General features: G+C 68.2%; 20 protein-coding genes and 1 tRNA gene. 7 read left to right on the top strand and 14 right to left on the bottom strand.

Annotated features, from left to right (window positions below; genetic code table 11):
• The first annotated feature begins 275 nt into the window (after positions 1 to 275).
• Positions 276 to 1,673 carry an amino acid permease gene (locus BKN51_RS02815; RefSeq protein ID WP_101606121.1) on the top strand — a complete coding sequence of 466 codons (1,398 nt, stop codon included), beginning with the start codon at positions 276 to 278 and terminating at the stop codon, positions 1,671 to 1,673.
• Positions 1,674 to 1,833: 160 nt separating this feature from the next.
• On the top strand, positions 1,834 to 2,751 hold the full coding sequence (locus BKN51_RS02810) for a hypothetical protein (RefSeq protein ID WP_233224132.1): 918 nt from the start codon (positions 1,834 to 1,836) through the stop codon (positions 2,749 to 2,751).
• A gap of 32 nt (positions 2,752 to 2,783) precedes the next feature.
• Here BKN51_RS02810 and BKN51_RS02805 read toward each other — a convergent pair whose 3' ends face one another.
• Both BKN51_RS02805 and BKN51_RS02800 read right to left on the bottom strand, forming a co-directional pair.
• Positions 2,784 to 3,269 (bottom strand): DUF488 domain-containing protein, encoded by a 486-nt coding sequence (locus tag BKN51_RS02805; protein WP_101606120.1) that lies wholly within the window; start codon positions 3,267 to 3,269, stop codon positions 2,784 to 2,786.
• Positions 3,270 to 3,294: 25 nt separating this feature from the next.
• Positions 3,295 to 3,633, bottom strand: a complete 339-nt coding sequence (locus BKN51_RS02800; RefSeq protein WP_101606119.1) for a YybH family protein — start codon at positions 3,631 to 3,633, stop codon at positions 3,295 to 3,297.
• A gap of 76 nt (positions 3,634 to 3,709) precedes the next feature.
• On the opposite strand from BKN51_RS02800, the gene BKN51_RS02795 reads away from it, so the two are divergent.
• Positions 3,710 to 4,693, top strand: coding sequence for a helix-turn-helix transcriptional regulator (locus tag BKN51_RS02795; protein WP_101606118.1), 984 nt, complete (start codon positions 3,710 to 3,712; stop codon positions 4,691 to 4,693).
• A 55-nt stretch (positions 4,694 to 4,748) separates the two neighbouring features.
• Here the strand turns inward: BKN51_RS02795 and BKN51_RS02790 are convergent, their stop codons facing one another.
• The 3 genes from BKN51_RS02790 to BKN51_RS02780 all read right to left on the bottom strand — a co-directional run bounded on the left by BKN51_RS02790 (position 4,749) and on the right by BKN51_RS02780 (position 6,666).
• On the bottom strand, positions 4,749 to 5,168 hold the full coding sequence (locus BKN51_RS02790; RefSeq protein ID WP_101606117.1) for a histone-like nucleoid-structuring protein Lsr2: 420 nt from the start codon (positions 5,166 to 5,168) through the stop codon (positions 4,749 to 4,751).
• Between the two features lie 149 nt (positions 5,169 to 5,317).
• Positions 5,318 to 5,794, bottom strand: a complete 477-nt coding sequence (locus BKN51_RS02785) for a pyridoxamine 5'-phosphate oxidase family protein (RefSeq protein ID WP_101606116.1) — start codon at positions 5,792 to 5,794, stop codon at positions 5,318 to 5,320.
• Entirely contained in the window at positions 5,791 to 6,666 is an 876-nt protein-coding gene (locus BKN51_RS02780; protein WP_101606115.1) for an NAD(P)-dependent oxidoreductase, read from the bottom strand. The genes BKN51_RS02785 and BKN51_RS02780 overlap by 4 nt, the downstream gene beginning before the upstream one ends.
• Before the next feature lie 83 nt (positions 6,667 to 6,749).
• Between BKN51_RS02780 and BKN51_RS02775 the strand changes: the two genes are divergently transcribed.
• Positions 6,750 to 7,751, top strand: coding sequence for a GlxA family transcriptional regulator (locus BKN51_RS02775; RefSeq protein ID WP_101606114.1), 1,002 nt, complete (start codon positions 6,750 to 6,752; stop codon positions 7,749 to 7,751).
• A gap of 194 nt (positions 7,752 to 7,945) precedes the next feature.
• Here the strand turns inward: BKN51_RS02775 and BKN51_RS02770 are convergent, their stop codons facing one another.
• The 4 genes from BKN51_RS02770 to BKN51_RS02755 form a co-directional block, all read right to left on the bottom strand.
• Positions 7,946 to 11,056, bottom strand: a complete 3,111-nt coding sequence (locus BKN51_RS02770) for a P-loop NTPase fold protein (protein ID WP_101606113.1) — start codon at positions 11,054 to 11,056, stop codon at positions 7,946 to 7,948.
• A gap of 238 nt (positions 11,057 to 11,294) precedes the next feature.
• Positions 11,295 to 11,849, bottom strand: coding sequence for a hypothetical protein (locus BKN51_RS02765; RefSeq protein ID WP_101606112.1), 555 nt, complete (start codon positions 11,847 to 11,849; stop codon positions 11,295 to 11,297).
• Between the two features lie 10 nt (positions 11,850 to 11,859).
• The gene (locus BKN51_RS44630; RefSeq protein ID WP_101606111.1) at positions 11,860 to 13,164 is read right to left on the bottom strand and encodes a hypothetical protein; all 1,305 of its coding nucleotides are present in this window, start codon (positions 13,162 to 13,164) and stop codon (positions 11,860 to 11,862) included.
• A 425-nt stretch (positions 13,165 to 13,589) separates the two neighbouring features.
• Positions 13,590 to 13,662 (bottom strand) — tRNA-Asn (locus BKN51_RS02755).
• Positions 13,663 to 13,774: 112 nt separating this feature from the next.
• Here BKN51_RS02755 and BKN51_RS02750 point away from each other — a divergent pair.
• Entirely contained in the window at positions 13,775 to 14,008 is a 234-nt protein-coding gene (locus tag BKN51_RS02750) for a hypothetical protein (protein WP_233224131.1), read from the top strand.
• 79 nt (positions 14,009 to 14,087) lie between these two features.
• On the opposite strand, the gene BKN51_RS02745 is transcribed toward BKN51_RS02750, so the two are convergent.
• The 3 genes from BKN51_RS02745 to dnaG are packed head-to-tail and all read right to left on the bottom strand — an operon-like array spanning position 14,088 to position 17,302.
• Entirely contained in the window at positions 14,088 to 14,852 is a 765-nt protein-coding gene (locus BKN51_RS02745) for a trans-aconitate 2-methyltransferase (RefSeq protein ID WP_101606109.1), read from the bottom strand.
• A gap of 33 nt (positions 14,853 to 14,885) precedes the next feature.
• Entirely contained in the window at positions 14,886 to 15,398 is a 513-nt protein-coding gene (locus BKN51_RS02740) for a hypothetical protein (RefSeq protein WP_101606108.1), read from the bottom strand.
• 2 nt (positions 15,399 to 15,400) lie between these two features.
• The gene (gene dnaG, locus BKN51_RS02735) at positions 15,401 to 17,302 is read right to left on the bottom strand and encodes a DNA primase (protein WP_101606107.1); all 1,902 of its coding nucleotides are present in this window, start codon (positions 17,300 to 17,302) and stop codon (positions 15,401 to 15,403) included.
• Between the two features lie 117 nt (positions 17,303 to 17,419).
• On the opposite strand from dnaG, the gene BKN51_RS02730 reads away from it, so the two are divergent.
• The gene (locus tag BKN51_RS02730; RefSeq protein WP_101606106.1) at positions 17,420 to 18,358 is read left to right on the top strand and encodes a sigma-70 family RNA polymerase sigma factor; all 939 of its coding nucleotides are present in this window, start codon (positions 17,420 to 17,422) and stop codon (positions 18,356 to 18,358) included.
• On the opposite strand, the gene BKN51_RS02725 is transcribed toward BKN51_RS02730, so the two are convergent.
• A complete protein-coding gene (locus tag BKN51_RS02725) occupies positions 18,359 to 18,925 on the bottom strand; it encodes a carboxymuconolactone decarboxylase family protein (RefSeq protein ID WP_101606105.1) in 567 nt (188 codons plus the stop codon).
• A 230-nt stretch (positions 18,926 to 19,155) separates the two neighbouring features.
• Between BKN51_RS02725 and BKN51_RS02720 the strand changes: the two genes are divergently transcribed.
• Positions 19,156 to 20,382, top strand: coding sequence for an aldehyde dehydrogenase family protein (locus BKN51_RS02720; RefSeq protein ID WP_101606104.1), 1,227 nt, complete (start codon positions 19,156 to 19,158; stop codon positions 20,380 to 20,382).
• Here BKN51_RS02720 and BKN51_RS02715 read toward each other — a convergent pair.
• Positions 20,372 to 22,174 (bottom strand): glycosyl transferase, encoded by a 1,803-nt coding sequence (locus tag BKN51_RS02715; protein WP_101606103.1) that lies wholly within the window; start codon positions 22,172 to 22,174, stop codon positions 20,372 to 20,374. The two genes, BKN51_RS02720 and BKN51_RS02715, sit on opposite strands and share 11 nt — an antisense overlap.
• Between the last annotated feature and the right edge of the window lie 4 nt (positions 22,175 to 22,178).

Below are 22,178 nucleotides of genomic sequence, written 5' to 3'. Positions count from 1 at the left end.
TTCTTCCGGTCCGTGTCCGCTCGCTGGTCCATCGAGCCGCTGCCCCAGGGAATGCCTTGGTACCAAAGGGTTTCGCTTGACCGCCCTGCTGGCCTCCGCCGAACGCTGCTGTGTCCCCAATGCGGCAGGTCCGTGAAGGACTCCTTCACTACCCTCAGGGTAGGGAAGGAGGCCTTCACGGACCTGCGAGCCTCCGCCCACCTCACCCGCCCCTTCACGGACCCTCAGTTGATCTCCTGTGCCGGTCCCCCGAGCCGGGAGATACGGTCGTCGGCATGAATCTGCGAGCCGCGGTGGTGCGGCGGAAACCTGTCGCCGACCTGATCGCCGAAAGTGATCACGGCACGCTGAAGCGCTCCCTCGGCCTCGGGCAGCTGACCATGCTCAGCATCGGCGCGACGCTGGGCAGCGGGATCTTCGTCGTGCTCGGCGAGGCGGTGCCGGTGGCGGGTCCCGCGGTCGTGCTGTCGTTCGTGCTCGCCGGGATCACCGCGCTGTTCTCGGCGCTCTCCTACGCCGAACTCGCCGGCATGATCCCCCTGTCTGGTTCGTCCTATTCCTACGCCTACGCCACCCTCGGCGAACTGGTCGCCTGGGTCTGCGGCTGGTGCCTGGTGCTCGAATACGGCGTCTCGGTGGCCTCGGTCGCCGTGGGATGGGGGCAGTACCTCAACGAACTGCTGCGGCTGGCCTTCGGGTTCGCCATCCCGGACGCGTTCAGCCAGCCCCCGGGCTCGGGCGGGATCGTCAACGTCCCGGCCATCGTCGTCGTGCTGCTCGCGATGTTCCTGTTGCTGTCCGGCGCGAAGGAGAGCGCGCGGGCCAACGCGATCATGGTAGTGATCAAGATCGGCACGCTGGTGCTGTTCTGCGCGATCGCGTTCTCCGCCGTGCGGGCGGCGAACTTCACGCCGTTCCTGCCGCTCGGACTGGCCGGGCTGAGCGCCGGGGCCGCCAAACTGTTCTTCTCCTACATCGGCTTCGATGCGGCGTCGACGGCGGGCGAAGAGGCGAAGAACCCGCAGCGGGACCTGCCGCGGGCGATTTTGCTCTCGCTCGCGATCGTCACCGTGCTGTACTGCCTCGTCGCCGTGGCCGCGGTCGGCGCGCTGCCGTGGCAGCGGTTCGACGGCCAGGAAGCCGCGCTTTCGCACGTACTCGGCGCCGTGTCCGGCAACCCGCTGTGGGCCGCGCTGCTCGCGGTCGGCGCGATCGTGGCGATCTCCAGTGTCGTGCTGACCGTCCTCTACGGACAGACGCGCATCCTGTTCTCCATGTCCCGGGACGGACTGGTCCCGGCCGCGCTGTCCAAAGTGGATCCCAAGTCCGGCACGCCGCGGATCAACACGCTGGTGGTCTCCGGTTTCGTCGCGACGCTGGCCGCGTTCATCCCGCTCGGGAAGCTGGCCGACGCCACCAGCATCGGCACCCTTTTCGCCTTCGGGCTGGTGAACGTCGCCGTCGTGCTGCTGCGGCGGCGGCAACCGGAGGCGCCGCGCTCGTTCCGCGTGCCGTTCGCCCCGGTCACGCCCATCCTCGGGGTGCTGTGCTGCGGCTACATGATGCTCAGCCTCGACGGCGCGACCTGGATCGTCTTCGGCGGCTGGATGGCACTGGGCCTGTTCATCTACTTCGGCTACAGCATGCGCAGGTCCCGATTGGCGCGAACATAAAACCCTTCCGCCATTCGCCGCCATAATTCCTGGGCTGTACAGCCGCAGTCTGAGCTGGATCATTGAAGTGACGGTGACACGTAGGGGACACTCCCTTCCGATCCACGGAAAATCCCTACCGTGAACCGAGGTCCTTATGCGTCGAAAATATCCCATCCCCGTGCTGACCGTATGCCTCGCACTGTCCCTCACCTCGATTCCGGCGACCGCCGCGGCCCACGAAGCCGGTACGGCGGGCGTCCGCGCCCCCTTCTGCTACGAAGAACCCGTACAGCCGAAGGCCGACGTCAGTGACATCAAAGCCGGTTTCCAGTCTTCGAAATGGCTGCAAACGATCCAGGCCGTGTACAAACGACGATGGCCCAGCGGCGAAGGCCTGGCGATCGCTCAAGCGAAGGACAAGTATTTCAGCCAGTTCGTCACCAAAACCAGCTTCAACGGGCTCGCCGAATCCCTGATGGTGGCGATCCACGAAGAGACCCACATGTGGGATCTCGATCCCTCGAGAACCTCTTGGGACGTGTACATGTCCGCGTGGATCAACAATTCCCGCAAGGCGATGAAGGTCCCGCTCCACGGCGGCTTCCCCCGGCGCGAAATACTGCCGCTGATCACGGACAAGCTCACCGACTCGATGGACGGCATCTACCTGCGCGACCAGCAGCAAGGGTCGTATCGCATGCAGGGAGTCATGGCGGAACTCAACGCCGGGCTCATGGGACTGCCCGCGGCGACGGTGGTCGCCGAGTACATCCAGGGCGTGGGTGCCAGCAACTCCAGGGACATCGCCGCCACCAACATCCGGTATCTCCTGCTCTATCTGCGCGTCGCCAAAGCCAAATACCCCGATTACTGGGCCAAGGCGAAGGCCCAGCCCGAACTGCGCGAACTGGTACTCGTCGAGTTCCTCCGCACGGCGTATTGGCTCGATCAATCCGCGCCTTACGCGAGTAAACTCGGCAGCGCGGACGTGGACAAGATCGTCGCCAAGAACTACGCCCCGGAAAACATCGCGATACTCGAGGAGTTCACCGGAGCCAAGGTGAACACGAGTTCGCCGAAGAACTGCTCCACCTGACCTCGCCGACGGCTTGCCGGTGACGGGCACCCTCACCCAGGGCGTAAGTCCGTGACCGGCAAGTCGTTCTCGGCGTGCAAACGCGCGGCCACGAGCGAACGGTGACACGCTTCGGGATCGCGCTCGACGCAAAGAAGCGCGGTCACCGAGTGGCCCGGCAACCCGGCCACGAGCGGACCGAGCTCGAACGGGTCGAGGATTTCGCGGGTGTAGCGCTCGGTGTACTCGGGCGCGAGCGCGACACGGTTCCGCTTGCCCACGCCCAGGCGGTCGTCCTCGCGGTACTGGAGCCGCCGCAGTTCGGTCGTCGGCGCCAGCTCCTTCACATGCCGGTAGCCGATGTCCGCCGCGGCGAGCGCACGCTGGAGCCGCACCGAGTTCGCCCAGGAATAGTCGGGGCCCCGGACGCCGCGGCGCTGGCGGAGGTCGAGCAGTGACACCACTCCCTCGCCGGTGAGTTTCTCGACGAAGGCGCCGGCCGTGAAGCCGTAGACGCCGATCGTCACGATCCTTCTCACTGTCCGACCTCCGCCTGTCATCCCGCTACGGCAGGAGGAACGGCTGGTCGACGGCCCACAGCCACGACCCGTCCGGCTGACGACGGGCGACCTCGACGGCGAGCTCCCCGGTGGTCAGCGTCGACACCGTGAGTGCCAGGTCGCCGCTCACCAGCGCCGGATGCTGCCGCCCCGGCAAGAGCTCCGGCGCGGCGGCGACGAACTGCTCGTACACCTTGCGGATCTCCGCGTGCCCGGTCGCCACGCTGCCGGGCGGAAACGCGAGCACCGCCTCCGGCTCGTACAACGCCACCAGCCCGTCGACATCGCCCGCGTTGCCGCGTTCGATGAAGAACCTGCCCAGATCGTTCGGCTCAGTGGCCACAGTCTTGCTTGTCATGAGGATGAGCCTCGCAGCGAATCACGACATCCTGTGTCGTGTATTCCGCTAGACTTTTCGCATGCGCGCCGACCGGTTGGTCTCGCTGGTGTTGCTGCTGCGCCATCGCGGCCGGTTGTCCGCGGCCACGCTCGCCCGCGAGCTGGAAGTGTCCACTCGCACCGTGCTGCGCGACATCGAGGCGCTCTCCGCGGCCGGTGTCCCGGTCTACGCCGAACGCGGCAGGCACGGCGGTTTCGCGCTGTTGCCCGGTTTCCAGACCGAACTCACCGGGCTGAATCACGACGAGGCGCTCGCACTGCTGGTCGCCGGATCACGACGCGGCGCCCAGGTGTTCGGCCTCGGATCGGCGCTCGCCTCCGCCATGCTCAAGGTGGTCGACGCGCTGCCCGAAGGCCAGCGGCACACCGCGGCGGGCGCGGCCCAGCGGTTGCTCATCGACCCGGAGACCGATCTGCTCTCGCGCCGGGTGACGGGCGAAGAGGTTCCCGACACGATCGTGGCCGAGGTCCGGCGCGCGGTGTTCGCCGGGCACAAGCTGCGGATCCGCTACGCGGCGGCGGGCAAGCCGCCCGAATGGCGCACGGTGGACCCGATCGGCCTGGTCACCGTTCGCGAGCAGGGGTACCTGCTGGCCACGAGATCCGGTGAGGACCGCACGTACCGGCTGTCCCGGCTGGCGGCGGCCGAGGAACTCCCCGAACCCGCGCAACGCCCGGAACTGGTCAACCTGGACCGCGCCTGGCAGGAACGCAGCACGCGTTTCCGGACCGGCGGCGATCAGCTCGCCGTCCGGCTGCGGGTGCATCCGAGACGGCGGGAGGAACTGGTGGGCACCGCGCTGGCCGTCCATTCCGAACAAACGGACGCGGACGGCTGGCTGCGCATGGAAGTGACCTTCCAGGATTCACGACATGCCGAGTGGGCGCTGTGGCAGCTCGCCACGAACGCGGAAGCCCTGGCCCCGCAGTCGTTGCGCACATCCCTGCGCGATCGCGCCGCCGCGATCATCACCGGCTACGGAGGGCCTCCCGAGGCGGAGTGACCACCTGTCCGTTTGTGGTGGTCACTCGCGCGACCACCACAAACGAACCGGCGGCTTACTTCTTGCGGGGCGAACGCTTGCGCGCGGGCTTGGCCGGCTCGTCCTCGACGAGCTCCGGCTCCGCGGCGTCGAAAGCCTCGTAGATCTCGTTCGGGATCCGGCCGCGCTCGGCGATCGAGTACCCGTTTTCGCCCGCCCAGGCCCGCACGGCCTGGTTGCGCTCGCGGTCGACCGGCTTCTTCGCACCGTCGGCGATACCCGCCACCGTGGTCTGCCCGGCCGCGACCTTGACCCGGCGCCCGCCGACGCGTTTGCCCGCCTCGACGTACTGCGCGAGTTCCCCGCGCAGCGCCTCGGCGTTCGAGTCCGACAGGTCGATCTCGTACGAGACACCATCGAGCGCGAAGGGAACGGTCTGTGTCGCGGTCCCACCATCCAGGTCGTCCACGATCTGGACGACGACTTTCTGAGCCATGAAGAGCCTTTCACCAGGTCAAGCGGTAGATCATCCGCATGAGCGATGCTGGCGAGCGTAACCGGCCTTCACGGGATCGGCGGGCTGACACCCGCCGGTGTCACGAGACGTGACACACCACGCAAGAAAACGGAGAACTCACGGGCGGATCAGGCCGCCCGCCAGATCCGGCTGCGCAGATCGGCGCCGCGGATCACCTGGATCCGCCACGGGGTCAGGCGCAGCACGTGCAGCTTCGGATCCGACGGGGCCGTCCAGAAGTTGCCGAGCGGATAACCCGCGCCGCGAGGGCTGGTCCTGCGGTACAGATCCCACACGTGTTCCTTGACCGGGAGCTCGTTGTCCCAGACGGCGGTCGCGTCCACCGCCACCGAGTTGTTCCCCGGTGCCCAGTAAGAGAAATTGGTGTGCGGGTTGCCTTCGAGGTGGGCAGCCTTGACCGGGGTCCGGTAGGTGGCCAGCCAGCCGAGCGGCCGGCCGTCGACCTTCTCCCACACCGGGATGAGGACCCGGGTCCGAGGGCGGTTCTCCGCGTCGACGGTCACCATCGTGGCGTAGTTGATCGCTCCGACGTAGGTGTCGAACTCGGCTGCCAGTTCGCCGAAGTCTCGGGTCGTCGTGCTCACGCGGCGCTCCGGAAGGACTCGACGGCGCGCGAAAGACTGGCCGCGCCGTGCCCGTCGGCGATCTGCCGGTCGATCAGCTCCTTGACCGGGAGCAGCGTGCCCGCCGGGACGCCCAGGTCCTGGCTGGCGCGGACGATCGTGGCCAGCCCCGCCTGGTTCATGGCCAAACTGGACTCGCCGCCGGTGTATCCGCCGCCGTCGATCTCTTCGGCGAAAGTGGACAGTGCCGGGAACGAATCCGCCAGCCAGGACAACAGCATCGGCGTCAGTTCGGTGGCACGGACCCCGGCGGCCGAGGCCATCGCCGTGGCGTGCAGGAAACCGCCGATCATGCCGTACATCCCGGCGAGAATGGCGACGTCGTACCCCGAGGCGAGACCGGCGTCGGTGCCGAGGAAAGTGCCTTTCCCCGCCAACTCCAGCCGGGTCTGCCAACGCCGGTGGACGGCCTCAGAACCGCTGTAGCTGATTGACGATTCGGTGGTGCCGATCGTTTGCGGCACCGCGTAAACGGCTCCGTGGAGATACTCGGCCCCGTGTTCGGCCGCCCACGCGGCCAGCTCGCGCGCGTCCTCCGGCCCGCCGGAGGTGACATTGACCAGCGCTCGTCCGGCGACCGCGTCGGCCGCATCGGCGAGGATCTGCCGGGCGACGGTGGAATCCAGCAGCGCGACGATCACGAGATCGCCGTCCGCGATCGCCTCCGCGGCCGTGTCAGCCGCCTTCGCCCCGGCCGCGACGAGCGCGTCCGCCTTGTCCGCGCTGCGGTTCCAGACGGTCGTGGGATGGCCGTGGCGAAGGAAGGTCTCGGCCAGCGCACGGCCCAGATTGCCGAGGCCGATGACGGTGACGCGTTCAGGTGTTGTGCTCATGTGCCCAGCCTCGCGACGCCGGCTTCCCGCTACCAGTGACACAGATGACCGGAAGCACCAAATTCGTGCCATAGGATGAGGCCATGAGCGCTGGTTCGGTCGCCCTGGTCGTCCCCGAGGAGATCGGGATCGCCTTCTGGGACCTGTACGAGGTGAGCATCCCCGCCACCGTTTTCGGGATGCCCCAGCCCGATCTGGCCGACCCCTGGTACGACCTGCGGTTGTGCCGAACCGGGGACCGGGCGGTGGAAGCCGCCCCGGGCTTCGCGTTGCGCACCCCGTACCGGCTGGACGACATCGTGGGTGCCGAAACGGTCATCGTGTCGTCGGTACCGGACGACGTCCTCAGCGACGGCGCGCCGGTCTCGCCCGAGCTGATCTCCGCGCTACGCCGCGCCCACGACGCGGGAGCCCGGATGGTTTCCCTGTGCTCCGGCGCCTTCGCGCTCGCCGAGGCCGGACTGCTCGACGGCCGCCGCGCCACCTCGCACTGGATGCACACCGCCCAGCTGGCCGAACGCTTCCCCGAAGTCGAAGTCGACGACTCCGTGCTCTACGTGGACGACGGCGACGTGCTCACCAGCGCCGGGATGACCGCCGGTCTGGACCTGTGCCTGCATCTGGTCCGCCGCGATCTCGGGGCGCATGTGGCGAACCAGCTGGCCCGCCGGATGGTCGTGCCCGCGCACCGGCCGGGCGGGCAGGCCCAGTTCATCGATCTGTCCGTCCCCGCCACCGACGATCAAGGACTGGCGCCGGTCCTCGACTGGGCGCGGGCGAACCTCGACCGTCCGTTCACGATCGAGGATCTCGCACGGCGCGCCATGATGAGCCGCCGGACCTTCTACCGGCGCCTCCAGCAGGCCACCGGTACGACACCGCTCCAATGGCTGCTCTCCCAGCGGCTTTCCCAGGCGCAGAGCCTCTTGGAATCGACGGACTTGCCGGTGGAGAAGATCGCGGAACTCAGCGGTCTCGGCACGGCGAACAACCTGCGCCACCATTTCCTCAAGCAGGTCGGGGTCTCGCCGGGCGCCTACCGGAACGCTTTCCCGCGGCAGCCCCGGTTGACCGCCGCCGGGTGATCACCGCCGCTTCGCCCTACCCATTTCAGGGTGATCCACAGGCGGGCTGGGTTCGGGGTCGAGCAAACCGATTAGGTCACCGGTCAGCAGGTGCGACCGTTCCTCAGTGCTCAGGCCGGCTCGGCAGAGGCTGTCGAGGAAACGACTCGTGAGTCGAGCCCGTTCATCGTCCGAGGCAGTGCCTAAGACCCGGCTCAAAGGTTGAAACTGAACCGCGCGACCACTCTGCCCCACCGCTGATAACCCTCGAGGTCGTCGGACATCTCCGGCCGCCGGCTCGTCGTGAGGCCGTGGTGCAGGCTGGTCCATTCCGCGAGCTCGTGACGCTGTCCCGTGATTCCCGGGGGAAGCAAGCGGCCGGCCTCGTCGTCGGACGTTCCCGGGGCCAGTTCCCGGAGGAACTCGTCCCAGCCCTCGACGCCGGCCTTGCCCGCGTCCTCCAGGGCGCGCAGCAGGCGATCCGCCAGCGTCGGGTGGCCGGCGACGACCGCGAGCAAGGTCAGGACGGCCTGGTATTCGCCGGGACGCCCGTCACCGCCGAGAAAGCGCGACCGCGGCCCGGCGTGCCGAGTCGCCCGGATCAGCCGATAAGTGTTCATCAGGCGCTTCGCCGACCGCGGACTGTTCACCAGCATGCCGAGTCCCTGCGCGAACTCGACCTCGGGCCGGGTGAGATCGAGGCGTTCTCCCGTATGGCCGGCCGCCGCGGAGCCGGGCTGCACCTCCAGCGGTGCGCGGGTGGGCGCCCGCTGCCCATCGGACGACTCGCGTGGCACTTCCCCGTGAGCCGGGGCGGAGGTGTCCTCTCGGGACCGCTGCTTCGGTGCGAGGCCGGCGATGTTCCCGATCAACTGAGCGTAAGCATCCGGCTCCATGACCGGCAAGGTGAGCGGGATCTGGAAGATCTTCTCCAGATACTCGATCGGCATGCTGCCCAGGTAGGAATCGGTGCGGGGATCGCCGCCGCCCGCGAGGTCCCGGTATTGATGCCGAAGGCTGTTCTGCAGCCAGCGCGGGTCCACGCCGACCACGACCACGAAAAGCTCCAGCGCGAGGAGGAGGTGGACAGCCTCCAGCACTTCGAGGACCTTCGCCGGCGGGCACCGGTCGAGGTCGTCGATGTAGAGCACGACCCGCCCGATTGGCCTGACGCCGCCCCGCGCGCTTCTCTCGTGGTCGCGCAGCAAGGAATTCAGGAACCGGAAGTCACGGTGCAGCATGCCGACCACACCCTGATGTTTCTGGTAACCCGAAGCGCGGTCGTTCAAGAATTCGTAGAGCTTCCGGCCGACGGTGAGCGCATCGGCGGTGGCCTTGACCGTCGCGATCTTTTCGTTGAGCGACGTGACCGACTGCGTCGTCTCGGCGATCTCGCGATCGACCTCGGCCAGTTTCAGGTCGAGGACACGCTCCTCGCGACTTCGGGCCGTCCGCGACGCGGCCCTGACCGTCGAAGCGATCCGGATCGCCTTCTCGATATACCCGAGAGCGGTGTTCACCCGCTGCGCCGCCGGGCGAACCAGTTGGACGGCCACGACGATCGACCCGACGGAGCCCGCCAGTGACCCCAGCCAGGCCGGGCCGCCCCTCGCCGCGAGCGCGATCGTCACGACGGTCAGCACGCCGAACGCCGCGGCGAAGGCGACAGACAGGGTTTTGTGGCCGACGAGGCGCCAGATCGCTGGCAGGTAGCCGGCCGTCGTGCGGAGTTCCTTGCCCAGCTCGGTGAGGTCCTCGATCGCCGGTTCAAGCCCGAGCTCCACCTTGATCTTGCCGAGCTCCTCTCGTACCTCGGCGTTCTTCGCGAGCTCGACGGCGACGTCGGTGAGCTTGGCTCCCGCGATCGCCTTCCGGTATCTCTGGTCGGCTTTTTCACGCCGCTTGACGAGTTGTGCGCGCTCGGCTTCCAACTGCGAACAGTCGGCGTCCAGCACCGACTTCGCGTCGCGGTAGGTCTCGAGCTGAGTCAGTAATGCCTTGCGCTCATCGCGGTACTGGTCCCCATGGTCGCGGAGCCAGTCATCTCGTTTGGCGGCGTCCGCTGGTTCAGGATCGGCGAGGCGCTCGAAGATTTCGATCGCCAGGCTCGCCCACAAACTGGTGTCGGTGTAGTGCCAGGCATTGAACCGGATCTGCACCACGGCGGACTCGTCGTCGCCGCGCCCGGCTGTCCGTTCGCCGATACGCTGACGCATCTTCTCCATGAAGAAGCTCTTGCCGGTACCCCATTTCCCGAACAAGCCGATCGAGAGCGGTGGTTTCACCTTCGGGTCGATGATCATCTCGGCAAGGGCGTTCACGTCACCTTGGATACCGAGTTGGTCGTCCCCGCTCGCCCCGTCGTTCCGATAGCCGTACGCGAACTGGACATCGTTCAGCACCGGCCACAAGCGAGACCCGGGAGGCGCCACGGCATCGTCGATCTCCAGGATCAGGGGACTCCAGGTCCCGTTGAGCTGAAGCGCGGACCGGAGTGCGGCGTCTTCGTGAGCCAGAGCGAGCAGGAACAAATGCCCGTCGAGTAGCTTGTGCCGGGTCCGCGCGACGATTTCGGCGTCATACCAGGAAGCGACGGATTCGGCCCATCCGTTCCAGGTACGACGCTTTGCCGAATGTGACACGACGAGATTCTCCGTCGCGAGTCGGCCATCGGCGTATTCCGGATGCCGCCGCGCGATCGCGAAGACGATGTCGAACGCGGTCGTCTCCGCGGAATCGGGAAAATCTTCCGCCACGGCCCGCATACTGCGGGACAGCTCCCAGTGCCAGGTGCTCGATCGAGGCTTCGTCGAGCCTGTGTCCATAAGCCGGGAGAGCCGCCTCAGGGCCTCGTCGGCCGAGACCTTCAGCATGGCGAGCCGCTGGGGCAGCAGGCCACCCGGCTCGTGGGCCGACCTCATGATCGCGATGGCGATGTCGACGATGTCGACCACCTGCTGTTCACGGGGAAGCGACCCCAGGTACGCGCTCAAAGCCAAGGCGAAGTCTTCATGCACCTCTCCGCTTCTTTCGAGAGCGAACCGAGGTGATGCGGTGAGGGACAGAATGCCGCCGAGTTCGTCGAGAACCGGTCCGCGTTGCTCCAAAGCGTGCCTGATCCCGCCGTCCAGCGTCATGAGGACCCAGAGCGCGGAAGATCGAGTGATCCGGCTCGTACCACTGGCGCCCGCGTCTCGCCGCTGCTCTTGAGCCGCCGACGCCAGCGCGACAAATTCGGTCAGACGAGGACTCGCCGTCCGTCCGGAGTCCGCGATGAGCGTCCCCACGGTCACCGGGCGGTCGAGTGGCAGGCGGCTGTCGGTCATAGCGGTTGGTCGCTCCCCGACGAGACTTCGTTTCACCCCTCGGCGGCCGTCATACGCGCGACAGAACCTGGTTCGTTCCCGGCCACGATCGCCCGAGATCAACCACCGGCCACCGGCTCCGGCCAACTGCCTGCGTCCAACAGGGCCAGAAAGTTCTTTCTCACCAAGAGTTCCGAAGTCGCCCTCCACCCGGGCTGGGTGACCGGGTGGGGGCGACAGCCGCTCACGCGCGCGCCGCTCAGACAGCCGGACGCTCACCCGGCATCAGGCCTTCGGTGGCCACCTGCCCGCGGACCGCTTCCGCCTCGCCCGGCATCAACCCTTCGGCCTCGTCGGGAACGGCGGCCGCCTCGCCGGGCATCCGTCCCTCGGTCGACGGGGGTTCCGGCTCCAGTTCGGCGGCGGCGACCGGGGTCTCGGCGGCCTCCCAGATCTCGTTGTCGTCGAGCCCGGCCGCCTTGGCGTTCTTGGCCCGCACGCCAGGGTCGTCGTCATCGGTCAGCGCGGCCTGGACGACCTCGGCCCGGCTCGGCGCGAGGTTGCGGGAACCCGCCGCCGCAGCCACTCGTACGGACGGTTCCGAGTTCGCCGCCGCGGCCATGAGGATGTCCACGACTCCGTCGTCGTCGATGAGGCTGGCCAGATAAACGGCCTTGGCCGCGAGCATCGGCTCGCCGCCTTCGACCATGCTCTTCAAGTGCGGCAAGGCTTCCACGCCCAGTGCCTTGGCCGACGGGTAGTCCGGCTCGTCCGGGGTCAACGCTGACCGCACCTGCTCGAAAGTGATTGCCATCAGGCACTCCTCACAGATCCTGAGTGAACGGACTGGCCACCATTGTGTCGCGTTCGGCCGCGATCAGGTCCGGCGGCGGGTTGGTGATGTTCGCGGTGCCGTTGCCGGTCATGAGCCGGTTGTTGTCGTTGACGTGGTTGAGACCGAGGACGTGGCCGACCTCGTGGCCGAAGGTCCATTGCGTCGCACCCTGCGCGACCACTGCGCCCGGCCGCCCGTCCGGATGAGCGGCGCACCCGTTGAACGGCGGGTCCGTCGTCCGGACGAAGTAGACCACGACGTCGTTCGGGCCCGCGTTGTTCCGGTTGGCATAGAGCTGGTTCTGTTCGGCCGTGGTTCGCCCGCGTACGCACTCGCCGACATCGAGGTCGTTGAGAGCGGGCAGGTTCAGGTTCTCGGTGGACGCGTGCTGCACGTGGACGCCGACCGTGCCGTACACCTCGCGCATCCGCTGCAGCACCGTGCCCACCGCGACGTTCGGAGTGGTGAGGACCTTGGTGTGCACCCGGACCGTCGGTACCCGCGCCCACCACTTGTGCCAGAGAGCGTTGTCCGTGCCGCAGACGAACGTGTCGATGCGGTCCGGCCCCCAAGACGTCGCGGCGGGCCCACTGGTGAGGACCCCGCCGAGACTCTCCCAACCGGACCAGCCGTTCTGGTACCACTTGTGCCACATCGCGTTGTCGTTGCCGCGGACGAAGACATCCAGCCGCCCCGATGCCCAGGACGAGACGTCGGGAGAGCTGGTGAGCACGCCGCCGAGGCTCTCCCAGCCCGACCAGCCGTTCTGATACCACTTGTGCCACAACGCGTTATCCGTACCACGCGCGAATACATCGAGCCGCCCGGACGCCCAGGACACCGCTGCTGGGTCACTGGTGAGGACTCCGCCGAGGCTCTCCCAACCGGACCAGCCATTTTGATACCACTTGTGCCACAACGCGTTATCCGTACCACGGACGAAAACATCCAACCGACCCGCCGACCACGCCGCCACCGCCGGCCCACTCGTCAGCAAACCACCCAGGCTCTCCCAACCCGACCAGCCATTTTGATACCACTTATGCCACAACGCGTTATCCGTACCACGGACGAAAACATCCAACCGACCCGCCGACCACGCCGCCACCGCCGGCCCACTCGTCAGCAAACCACCCAGGCTCTCCCAACCCGACCAGCCGTTCTGATACCACTTATGCCACAACGCGTTATCCGTACCACGCGCGAACACGTCGAGCCGCCCGGACGCCCAGGACGCCACCGCCGGATCGCTTGTCAGAGTTCCACCGAGGCTTTCCCATCCAAGCCAAGTCATCGCGACCTACCCCTCATTGGAGCCGGTATTACCCCTCCCATGGTCGCCGACCGTGAATTGGTCGCTACCCGCACCGTGACCTGTTCACTCGAAAAGATGCAGGCCGCTTATCGCATGCCAATAATGAATTCATGACAAGAGCGCGAACATCGCCGGGGGAAATGTTTAGAATTGAAGAAGCAATCGGCGAACCGCGCCCTTTCGGGCGCTTCGTGGGGACTAACTACTCTATTGGGTCAGCTGTCTCGCCACTATGCTGACCGGGTCCGGGCCGGGGTCGGCAGCGTGTCCCGCGACCAGCCTGGCCGCCCCAAGCCCCCCGGGACTGACCCGGCGTCGGCTCGACGCGCTCGGAACACTGCTTCGAGCCGCGCCTCACGCACCCCGGACACGAAGAAGCCCAGGCCACCTGGCCTGGGCTTGTGCTCCCCCGCTTGGACTCGAACCAAGAACCCTCCGGTTAACAGCCGAATGCTCTGCCAGTTGAGCTACAGGGGATTGTGCTCCGCACCGGCCGGATCGCTCCGACCGATGAGAGAACTTTAGCCCATGCCCTCCGGGCGCCGCACACCCACCCCCACTTTCGGCGGCGACTCGTCAAGCTCGCGTTTTGAGGGACAATGACAGCCGGAGCAAGATCGAACGGGAGGCGTGGACTCGGATGAAGATGTTCCTGCTGGGTGCGGCCGCGGGCTACGTGTTGGGCGCGAAGGCCGGCCGGGGACGGTACGAGCAGATCGTGCGGACCTACCGCAAGATCGCTGACCACCCCATGGTGCAGGGCGCCGCCGGGGTCGCTCGCGCCAAGGTCGGTGAGACGTTCGGGCGGTCTTCGCAGCGCTAAATCGGACTGAAGGGGCCCTTCGCCGCATGTGACGCGGCGAAGGGCCCCTTCACCGCGTCTGACGAGGGGAAAGTCCCCTTCAGCCCACGACGGCGACCACGAAGACCCGCCGGAACTCGAACCAGGTGGTCCCGTCGGGGCGCGGCGGGTAGGCCTCGTCCAGCTTGCGGGCGATCTGCGCGCGGAAGTGGTCCCAGTCGTCCCCGGGGAGGGCCTCCTTCACCGGCCGCAGCGAGGTGCCCGTGATCCATTCGAGCACGGCGTCCTCGCCGGTCAGGCGCTGCAGATACGTCGTCTCCCAGGCGTCGACGGCGCACCCCGCGTCGGCGAGCAGGTTCCCGTAGCCGAGCGGGCTGTCGACGGCCTCGTTCTCCCTCAGGACGACGTCGGCGAGGCGCGGAGCCCACTCCTCGGTACGCGCGAGGGCGCGGACCAGGGCGTGCGAGGGGGCGTCGAAGTTGCCGGGGACCTGGAACGCGAGTGTCGCCCCGGACGGCAGGCGGTCCACCCAGCGCCGGAGCAGGACACGGTGCTCAGGGACCCACTGGAGCACCGCGTTCGAGATGACCACGTCGGTGTCCGGCTCGGGCACCCAGTCGTTGACGTCCAACACCCTCGCGTCGACACCTCGCGAGCGCGCGGCCTCGACCATTTCGGGGGAACTGTCGCTCGCCTCGATGATCGCGTCCGGCCAGCGTTCCGCCAGGCCGGCGGTCAGATTCCCGGGTCCGCAGCCGAGGTCGGCGACCCGGCGGGGCTTCTCGGCCGGTATCCGCGCGATGAGGTCGTGGAACGGCCTGGCCCGCAGGTCGGCGTAGTCGAGGTACTTGACCGGATCCCACATGGCGCCTCCCAGCGATACAGTACGAGCGTACTGCTAGCCGCGGGGCTTGGCCAGTTTCTCCGCCGCTTCCTCGGCGATCGCCGTGATCACGTCGACGTCGGTGCCCGGATCGGGCCGCACCTGCAGCACCGTGCCGTCCTGACCGGGGACCTTGCGCTCGACGAACCACGCTCCCCCGGTCCCGAGGTCCTTGCGGTGCCGCCCCCGGATCGAGCCGTCGACACGCTGCCGGATCAGGATCGGGACCTTGCCCGGCCGGTCGAGCTTGAACCGCACAGGGGCCTTGTCGGCCAGCAGTACGGCCTTCCCCGCTGTCCCGGTCTCCTCGGATTCGGTGAGGGTGAGCGCGCCGTCGGACCACGCCGCCTTGCCGACCAGATGCCAGCCGACCCGGCGCGGGCCGGGGACCCACAGGCCGAGCGCCGTGACGAGCAGGTACCCGCCGCCCTCGACCGCCGCGCTCCCGACGACGTGCTCGCCGTCGTCCAGCGAACCGTCGAAGTCCGCGGGGACACGGTCACCCAGCAGGTGACGCAGCCAGCCCATGCTCAGTCCAATCCGCCGATGGCCTGTTCCTTCAGCGCCTTCCGGTACTGCTCCAGCGCGACGAGGTCGCCGAACAACGCGCGGTAGTCGTCCGGCGCCTCGACCGGGGAAAGCCGCTGGAGTTTCGACTTGATCTCGTTGATCTGACGGCCGATCAGGCTTTCCTGCACCGCCGCGAACTGCGCGGAGATGTAGCGCGAGTCGACCTCGCCCTTGGCGCGCAACGGTTCCACCGAAAGCTCGCTGAGCACCCGCCGCACCGTCCCCTGTGGACAATGCGGGGCGGCCGCGTCGAGCAGGGCGGGCCCGGTCAGCCCGGAACCCGCACCCCCGGCGGCCAGCAGCGCCTTGTGGACGGCGACGTAAACCGGATGGGTGAACGCTTCCTCGGGGAGCGAGTCGTACTCCGCCCCGGCGAGCATCGGCTGCTGCAGGGCCGCCTTGAGCGCTTCACGCTGCGCGATGAACCGCGGATCGCCGGGAGCGGGCCTCGGCAGGTCCTCCTCCGCGGCGGCGGCGGTGGCCGCCGGGGCGTTCCGGCGGGTGTCGACGGCGGTGGAGCGTTTCGCCGAGGCACCCGCGCTGCCGCGGACCCGGTTCACCACCTGCGCCGCGTCCTGCCAGCCGACCCACCAGGCGAGTTTCGACGCGTAGCCGTCACGGCTGGCGCGGTCCTTGATGCCCGCGACCATCGGGACGGTCTTCTGCAGCGCCGCGACCTGACCGTCGACGGAGTCGAGGTCGAAGGCCTTGAGCATGCTCTTGATCGCGAACTCGAACAGCGGGATCCGCCGCGCGACCAGATCGCGCACCGCGGTGTCACCCTTGGCGAGCCGCAGCTCGCAGGGGTCCATGCCGTCGGGGGCGACCGCGATGTAGGTCTGCCCGGCGAAGGTCTGATCGCCCTCGAAAGCCTTCAACGCCGCCTTCTGGCCCGCTTCGTCACCGTCGAAGGTGAAGATCACTTCGCCGCGGAAGGCGTCGTCGTCCATCATCAGCCGGCGAAGCACCTTCATGTGGTCCTCGCCGAACGCCGTTCCCGACGACGCGACGGCCGTCGGAACCCCGGCGGCGTGCATCGCCATCACGTCGGTGTAGCCCTCGACCACGACGACCTGGTGCCGCTTCGCGATCTCGCGTTTGGCCAGGTCGAGGCCGAACATGACCTGTGACTTCTTGTAGATCGGCGATTCCGCGGTGTTCAGGTACTTCGCCGAGACCCGGTCGTCGTCGTACAGGCGCCGCGCGCCGAACCCGACCACCTCGTTGCCGACGTCGCGGATGGGCCAGAGCAGCCGCCGGTTGAACCGGTCCATCGGCCCGCGCTGCCCTTCCTTGGCCAGTCCGGCCGTGAGCAGTTCCTTGACCTCGAACCCGCGGTTGAGCAGGTGCTTGGTGAGCTTGTCCCAGCCGGCGGGCGCGTACCCGCAGCCGAACGTCTGCGCGGCGGCCGCGTCGAAACCCCGTTCGGACAGGAAGTCCCGCGCCGTGCGCGCGTCCGGGGTGAGCAGCTGCTCGGCGTAGAACTCCTGGGCGGCGCGGTGCGCTTCGATCAGCCGGGCGCGGGTGCCGCGATCGCGCTGGACGCTTCCGCCGCCGCCTTCGTAGGTCAGCCGGAACCCCGCGCGATCCGCGAGCCGCTCGACGGCTTCCACGAAGGAGATCAGGTCCATCTTCTGGATGAACTTGATCACGTCGCCGCCCTCGCCACAGCCGAAGCAGTGGAAGGTGCCGTGGGTGGGGCGCACGTTGAACGACGGGGTCTTCTCGTTGTGGAACGGGCAGAGGCCCTTCAGGCTGCCGCCACCGGCGCTGCGCAGCGCCACATAGTCGCCGATGACCTCGTCGATCCGGTTGCGCTCGCGCACCTCCGCGATGTCGCTATCCCGAATCCGTCCTGCCACGCCTCCACTCTAGGCCGTGTCCGGGCAAGGCCGGTCGATGGGCCACCGCGACCGGAACACCTTTGACCTTCCCCTCACTTGCCCTTCCCCCGGACCGCCGTGCGGCACACTCGGGTTATGAGCACCGCACTGGACGAACTCGCCGGGAAGTTCGCCACCCTGCGTCCCCACCTGGTGTCGGTCGCCTACCGGCTCACCGGCGCGCTGACCGACGCCGAGGACGCCGTCCAAGAGTCCTGGCTGCGGCTGAGCGGCCTCGACGAGCAACGCCGTTCGGCCATCGAGGACCACAAGGGCTGGCTGACCACCGTCGTCAGCCGGATCTGCCTGGACCGGCTGCGGTCGGCGGTGGTCCGCCGCGAGCGGTACGTGGGCGAATGGCTGCCCGAGCCGGTCCTCGGCCCGCTGGGCACACCGCCGTCAGAGGACCCGCTGGCCATCGCCGTCCGCGACGACGGCATGCGGATGGCGGCGATGGTGGTCCTCGACCGGCTGACCCCGGAGCAGCGCGTCGCGTTCGTCCTGCACGACGCGTTTTCGGTGCCGTTCGGCGAGATCGCCGAAATCCTGGGCTGCACCGCGGAAGCCGCGCGCCAGCACGGTTCCCGCGGCCGCCGGGCGCTCGCCGACGCCGATCCGCCGCCCCGGACGGTGCTGGCCGAGCAGCAGCGGATCATCGAGCGGTTCATGACCGCGATGCTCACCGGCGACATCCAGGCGGTGGCCGAGGTCCTGCACCCGGACGTCGTCCTGGTCGGCGACGGCGGCGGCAAGGCGCGCACGGCGGTGCACACGGTCACCGGGTTCGACAAGGTCACCCGGCTCTTCCAGGGACTCATGCGGATGTACGACCCGGCCGGGATCGAGCAGGCGAGGCTCGCGCTGGTCAACGGCGACCTCGGGCTCTACATCCCGCCGCAGGCCGCTTCGGCGGGGTACCGGGCGCTGGACGAGCACGTCAACGCGTTCGTCGTCCACGACGGGAAGATCGTCGCGATCTACGACATGGCGAACCCGGACAAGCTCACCACCGCGCGGTCCCGCGCCGGCAGCTGATCAGGGAAGCGGGATCCGGCAGGCGTCGCCCGAGGTGAACCCCTGCGCGGTGATGTCGAGCGCGCTGTTCATCCGGGCACGCATGTTCTCGAGCCCGATCTGGTAGGTCAGCTCGATGACGCCCTTGCGGCCGAACTCGCGTTCCAGCCCGGCGACCTGCTCGTCGGTGACGGTCACCGGGCTCGCGGTCATCGCGTCGGCATAGGCGAGCGCGAGCCGTTCCTGCTCGGTAAAGGCGGGCGACTTCGCGTAGTCGTCGATCTTCTTCAGCCGTTCGATGTCGAGCCCCTCGTGCATCTGCAGCATGGTCCCGAAATCGATGCACCACGCGCAGCCGAGCTGCGTCGCGACCCGGTACACGGCCAGCTCGCGCACGTTCGGCGGCAGGGCCTTGCTGGCCTTCTCGACCAGCATTTCGTGCAGCCCGCTCGCGCGAAGCAGGGCCGAGTGGTGCGCCGAGACCGCCAGCGGCTCGGGCACGGCACCGAAGCGCTTCCCGGCGAACTTGTAGAACAGCTTCAGCATGAAGCCGGCTTCGGTGGTCTTGACGGCGGGAATGCGCGGCATGGTGTCCTCCTCGGTGCGATTTGCGGTCGGAAGGTGGACGAGACGGTCCGCGAGGACGTGACAGTGACGCGCGCCACGCGCCCGGAAGGGGCCGCGATTTAGCCTTTTCGCCGGAACCCCCATTCGATCAACAAAGGTACGCTTACTCTCGGCAATTCCTTCGATACAACCGATGCCGACACATCGGGCTCTTCGGCGACCCCTCCGCACCATCCCACCGGAGGAAACACATGGACCGTCCGATGCTCGCCGTCGAAGATCCCGCGACCGGACAGCGGATCACGACCGTCCCGGACGCCGGGCCCGTCGATGTCGACAAAGCGGTACGGGCCGCGTCCCGTGCCTGGCCCGCCTGGCGCGCCACCGACCGGCACGCGGCGCTGGCTTCGTGCGCCGTCGTCGTCGAGGAGGCCGCGGCGGTGCTGGCGCCCGTGCTGACCGAGGAGCAGGGAAAACCGCTTCGGGAAGCCAAAGCCGAGTTCGCCAGGGCGGCGGCACGCTTCCGGTACTTCGCCCGGCTGAGACTCGAACCGCAGATCGTCGGTGATGGCCCGGTCGCCGCGATCACGCCGTGGAACTTCCCCGTGCAACTGGCCGCCGCGAAGCTGGCGCCCGCGTTCGCCGCGGGGAACACGGTGGTGCTCAAACCGTCGCCGCGGACCCCGCTCACCACCCTGCACCTCGGCCGGATGCTGGCGGAGGTGCTGCCGCCGGACGTCCTGACCGTGCTCACCGGGCAGGATCCGCTGGGCGAGCGCCTGGTCGCCCACCCCGGGATCCGGAAGGTCGACTTCACCGGCTCCGTCCCCACGGGGAAGCACGTCGCCGCCGCGACCGCGCCCGGTTCGAAACGGCTGGCGCTGGAACTGGGCGGCAACGATCCCGCGATCGTCCTCCCCGGCACCGACCCCGCCGTCATCGCGAAACGGCTGTTCTGGAGCGCGTTCGCCAACTGCGGGCAGATCCGCGTGGCGGTCAAACGGGTCTACGCCGTCGGGTCCGCGTACGACGGCGTCGTCGAGGCACTGTCGGCCTTCGCGGAAACGGTCGTCGTCGGCGACGGCCGGACGCCCGGAACGCAGCTCGGCCCGGTGAACAACCGCCCGCGGTACGACCACGTCATCGAACTCACCGAGGAAGCGCGGGCGGACGGGGCACGGCTCGTCACCGGCGGGCGGCTCGACGGGCCCGGGTACTTCTTCGCCCCGGCGATCCTCGCCGGGGCGCACGACGGGATGCGGGTGGTGCGCGAGGATCAGTCGGGCCCGGTGCTGCCGATCGTGCGATGCTCCACAGTGGACGAAGCCGTCGGGCTGGCCAACGCCACGCCGTCGGGCTTGTCCGGGTCGGTGTGGGGCCCGGACGAGGAGCGCGCCGCCGGAATCGCGGCGCGGCTCGGCTGCGGGACGACGTGGGTCAACGAGCACGTGACCGATCGCGAGAGCGTCAGGGGGTGATCGTCCGGACGTCCCAGACCCAGACCCCGTCGACGAACTCGGCGGGCTTCCGCAGCAGCAGGTCCACCGTGGCCCGGAGCGCGTCCTGGTGTTCGCGCGGGATCAGCACGAGCACGTCGGCGTTCCAGTACCGCAGGTCTTCCAGCGCCTGCACCCGTTGCGATTCGGTGATCGTCGCGGGCACGCCGGTCTGCTTGATCTGGTCGAAGATGATCGACGTCGGCCGCTGGATGGCGCCGTAGCGGCCGCGTTTGTCGTCCGGGCCGCTCGGCCCGACGAAATAGCCCTCGGGCATCGAATAACCGAGGCCCGCGTCGATCTGCCAGTGCAGCGGCTCGGATTCGCCGGAACTCGGCAACGGCACGGGCACCACGGTCCCGCCGGGTGCCACGTAGGTCCGCCAGGTGCCGTCGGCGAGGAACCTCGGTGTCGGCGGGCGGTCCTTCACGATCAGTTGCGTCGGCGCGATCGGCAGCAGGACCGCGATCACGACGCCGATCCACACCAGCCGCAACGGGAATCGCCGCTCCCCCGGCACTTCGGGCAGCTTCGACGCGACCGTGTAGACGCGCTCGGTCGCCAAGGCCAGCAGGGCGCCGATGAGCGGGATGCAGCCCATCGCGAGCCGGGATTCCAGCAGCGATTCGAACAGCGGCAGTTCCGACAGGAGTTTCCACGGCCCCGGGATGCCGGTTTCTTCGTGCACCACGACGAGTTGCACGCCGAGCGAGAGCCAGGCCATCACGAACATCGAGATCGCCAGCGCCCGCGCGAACACCTCACGCCACAGCCAGACGGTGATGACCACCATCAGCACGATCAGCGGCCAGCCGAAGAAGGCGTTCTCCTCGGTCCGGTTCATCGACACGTCCGCCGCGGCCTGCGGCTGCCCGGCGACCGACTGCGTCGCGAACCGGGTGAACGCGGCCGTGTCGTTGCCGACGGCGCCGTGCTCGATCGCCTGGTAGCTCTGCGGGCCGAAGAACTGCCACCACAACGGGAACGCGCACAGCACCAGCGCCACGAGGACCCCGATGCCGACGCCCTTCCCGAGCGGTTTCGCCATCGGCGGGAACTCGCGGTAGTTCGTCGCGAAGTAGGCGATGGCGAAGATCGCGAACGCCATCGCGAAGATCAGCAGCGGCTCTTCGCCGAGGAAGATCTGATACGCCGCCAGGAGGCCGAGGAAGATCCCGTTGCGGACCGGGCGTTCACCGCGCGCGATCTTGAAGACCAGCAGTGCGATGAACGGCAGGACGAACCACGCGACGAAGTTCGGGTGCGCGTTGCCGTGCGAGATCATCGGCGGGGCGAATCCGACGAAGGCGCCGCCGATGGCCGCGCCGACCCGGTGGGTGACCAGATGCCGTGAGAAGACCCAGTACCAGGCCGCCGCCGTGCCGGCGAGACCGCCGGTGAGCGCGATCGCCCAGGTGACCGTCGGCCCGAAGGTGAGCGTGATCGGCGAAAGCGGGATGCCGATGCCGAGCATGGCCGTGTTGGCCATCAGGTTCACGCCGAGCGGATGGTTCTGGAAGTGCGACGAGAGCGGATTCCTCAGGTGCAGCACGTTGTCCGCGGTGACGGAGAAGAACCACTCCCACAGGTTCTGGTCCGAAGCGCTGTTCCAGAGGTAGCCCTCTTTGAGATCGAGCCAGAGCCCGTTGTAGAGCAGGAAAGCGAACAGCACGAAGCTGCCCATGATGGCGGCGTCGACGGCGGCGAACCGGCGAGGTCTCGTGGGAGTCTCTTCGGCCTCCACGGCCGCCGCCTCAGCCTGGAAAAGGCTCACTGAC

Source organism: Amycolatopsis sp. BJA-103, from assembly GCF_002849735.1.
GTDB lineage: Bacteria > Actinomycetota > Actinomycetes > Mycobacteriales > Pseudonocardiaceae > Amycolatopsis.
Note: the sequence above shows the minus strand (reverse complement) of the source record. Positions and strands in the feature narration are given on the sequence as shown.

Excerpts from the sequence above, each read along its gene's own strand:
- BKN51_RS02815 (WP_101606121.1), top strand. The coding sequence starts at position 276 with ATGAATCTGCGAGCCGCGGTGGTGCGGCGGAAACCTGTCGCCGACCTG.
- BKN51_RS02795 (WP_101606118.1), top strand. The coding sequence starts at position 3,710 with ATGCGCGCCGACCGGTTGGTCTCGCTGGTGTTGCTGCTGCGCCATCGC.
- BKN51_RS02790 (WP_101606117.1), bottom strand. The coding sequence starts at position 5,168 with ATGGCTCAGAAAGTCGTCGTCCAGATCGTGGACGACCTGGATGGTGGG.
- BKN51_RS02780 (WP_101606115.1), bottom strand. The coding sequence starts at position 6,666 with ATGAGCACAACACCTGAACGCGTCACCGTCATCGGCCTCGGCAATCTG.
- BKN51_RS02775 (WP_101606114.1), top strand. The coding sequence starts at position 6,750 with ATGAGCGCTGGTTCGGTCGCCCTGGTCGTCCCCGAGGAGATCGGGATC.
- BKN51_RS02770 (WP_101606113.1), bottom strand. The coding sequence starts at position 11,056 with ATGACCGACAGCCGCCTGCCACTCGACCGCCCGGTGACCGTGGGGACG.
- BKN51_RS02765 (WP_101606112.1), bottom strand. The coding sequence starts at position 11,849 with ATGGCAATCACTTTCGAGCAGGTGCGGTCAGCGTTGACCCCGGACGAG.
- BKN51_RS44630 (WP_101606111.1), bottom strand. The coding sequence starts at position 13,164 with ATGACTTGGCTTGGATGGGAAAGCCTCGGTGGAACTCTGACAAGCGAT.
- BKN51_RS02745 (WP_101606109.1), bottom strand. The coding sequence starts at position 14,852 with ATGTGGGATCCGGTCAAGTACCTCGACTACGCCGACCTGCGGGCCAGG.
- BKN51_RS02740 (WP_101606108.1), bottom strand. The coding sequence starts at position 15,398 with ATGGGCTGGCTGCGTCACCTGCTGGGTGACCGTGTCCCCGCGGACTTC.
- BKN51_RS02730 (WP_101606106.1), top strand. The coding sequence starts at position 17,420 with ATGAGCACCGCACTGGACGAACTCGCCGGGAAGTTCGCCACCCTGCGT.
- BKN51_RS02725 (WP_101606105.1), bottom strand. The coding sequence starts at position 18,925 with ATGCCGCGCATTCCCGCCGTCAAGACCACCGAAGCCGGCTTCATGCTG.
- BKN51_RS02720 (WP_101606104.1), top strand. The coding sequence starts at position 19,156 with ATGGACCGTCCGATGCTCGCCGTCGAAGATCCCGCGACCGGACAGCGG.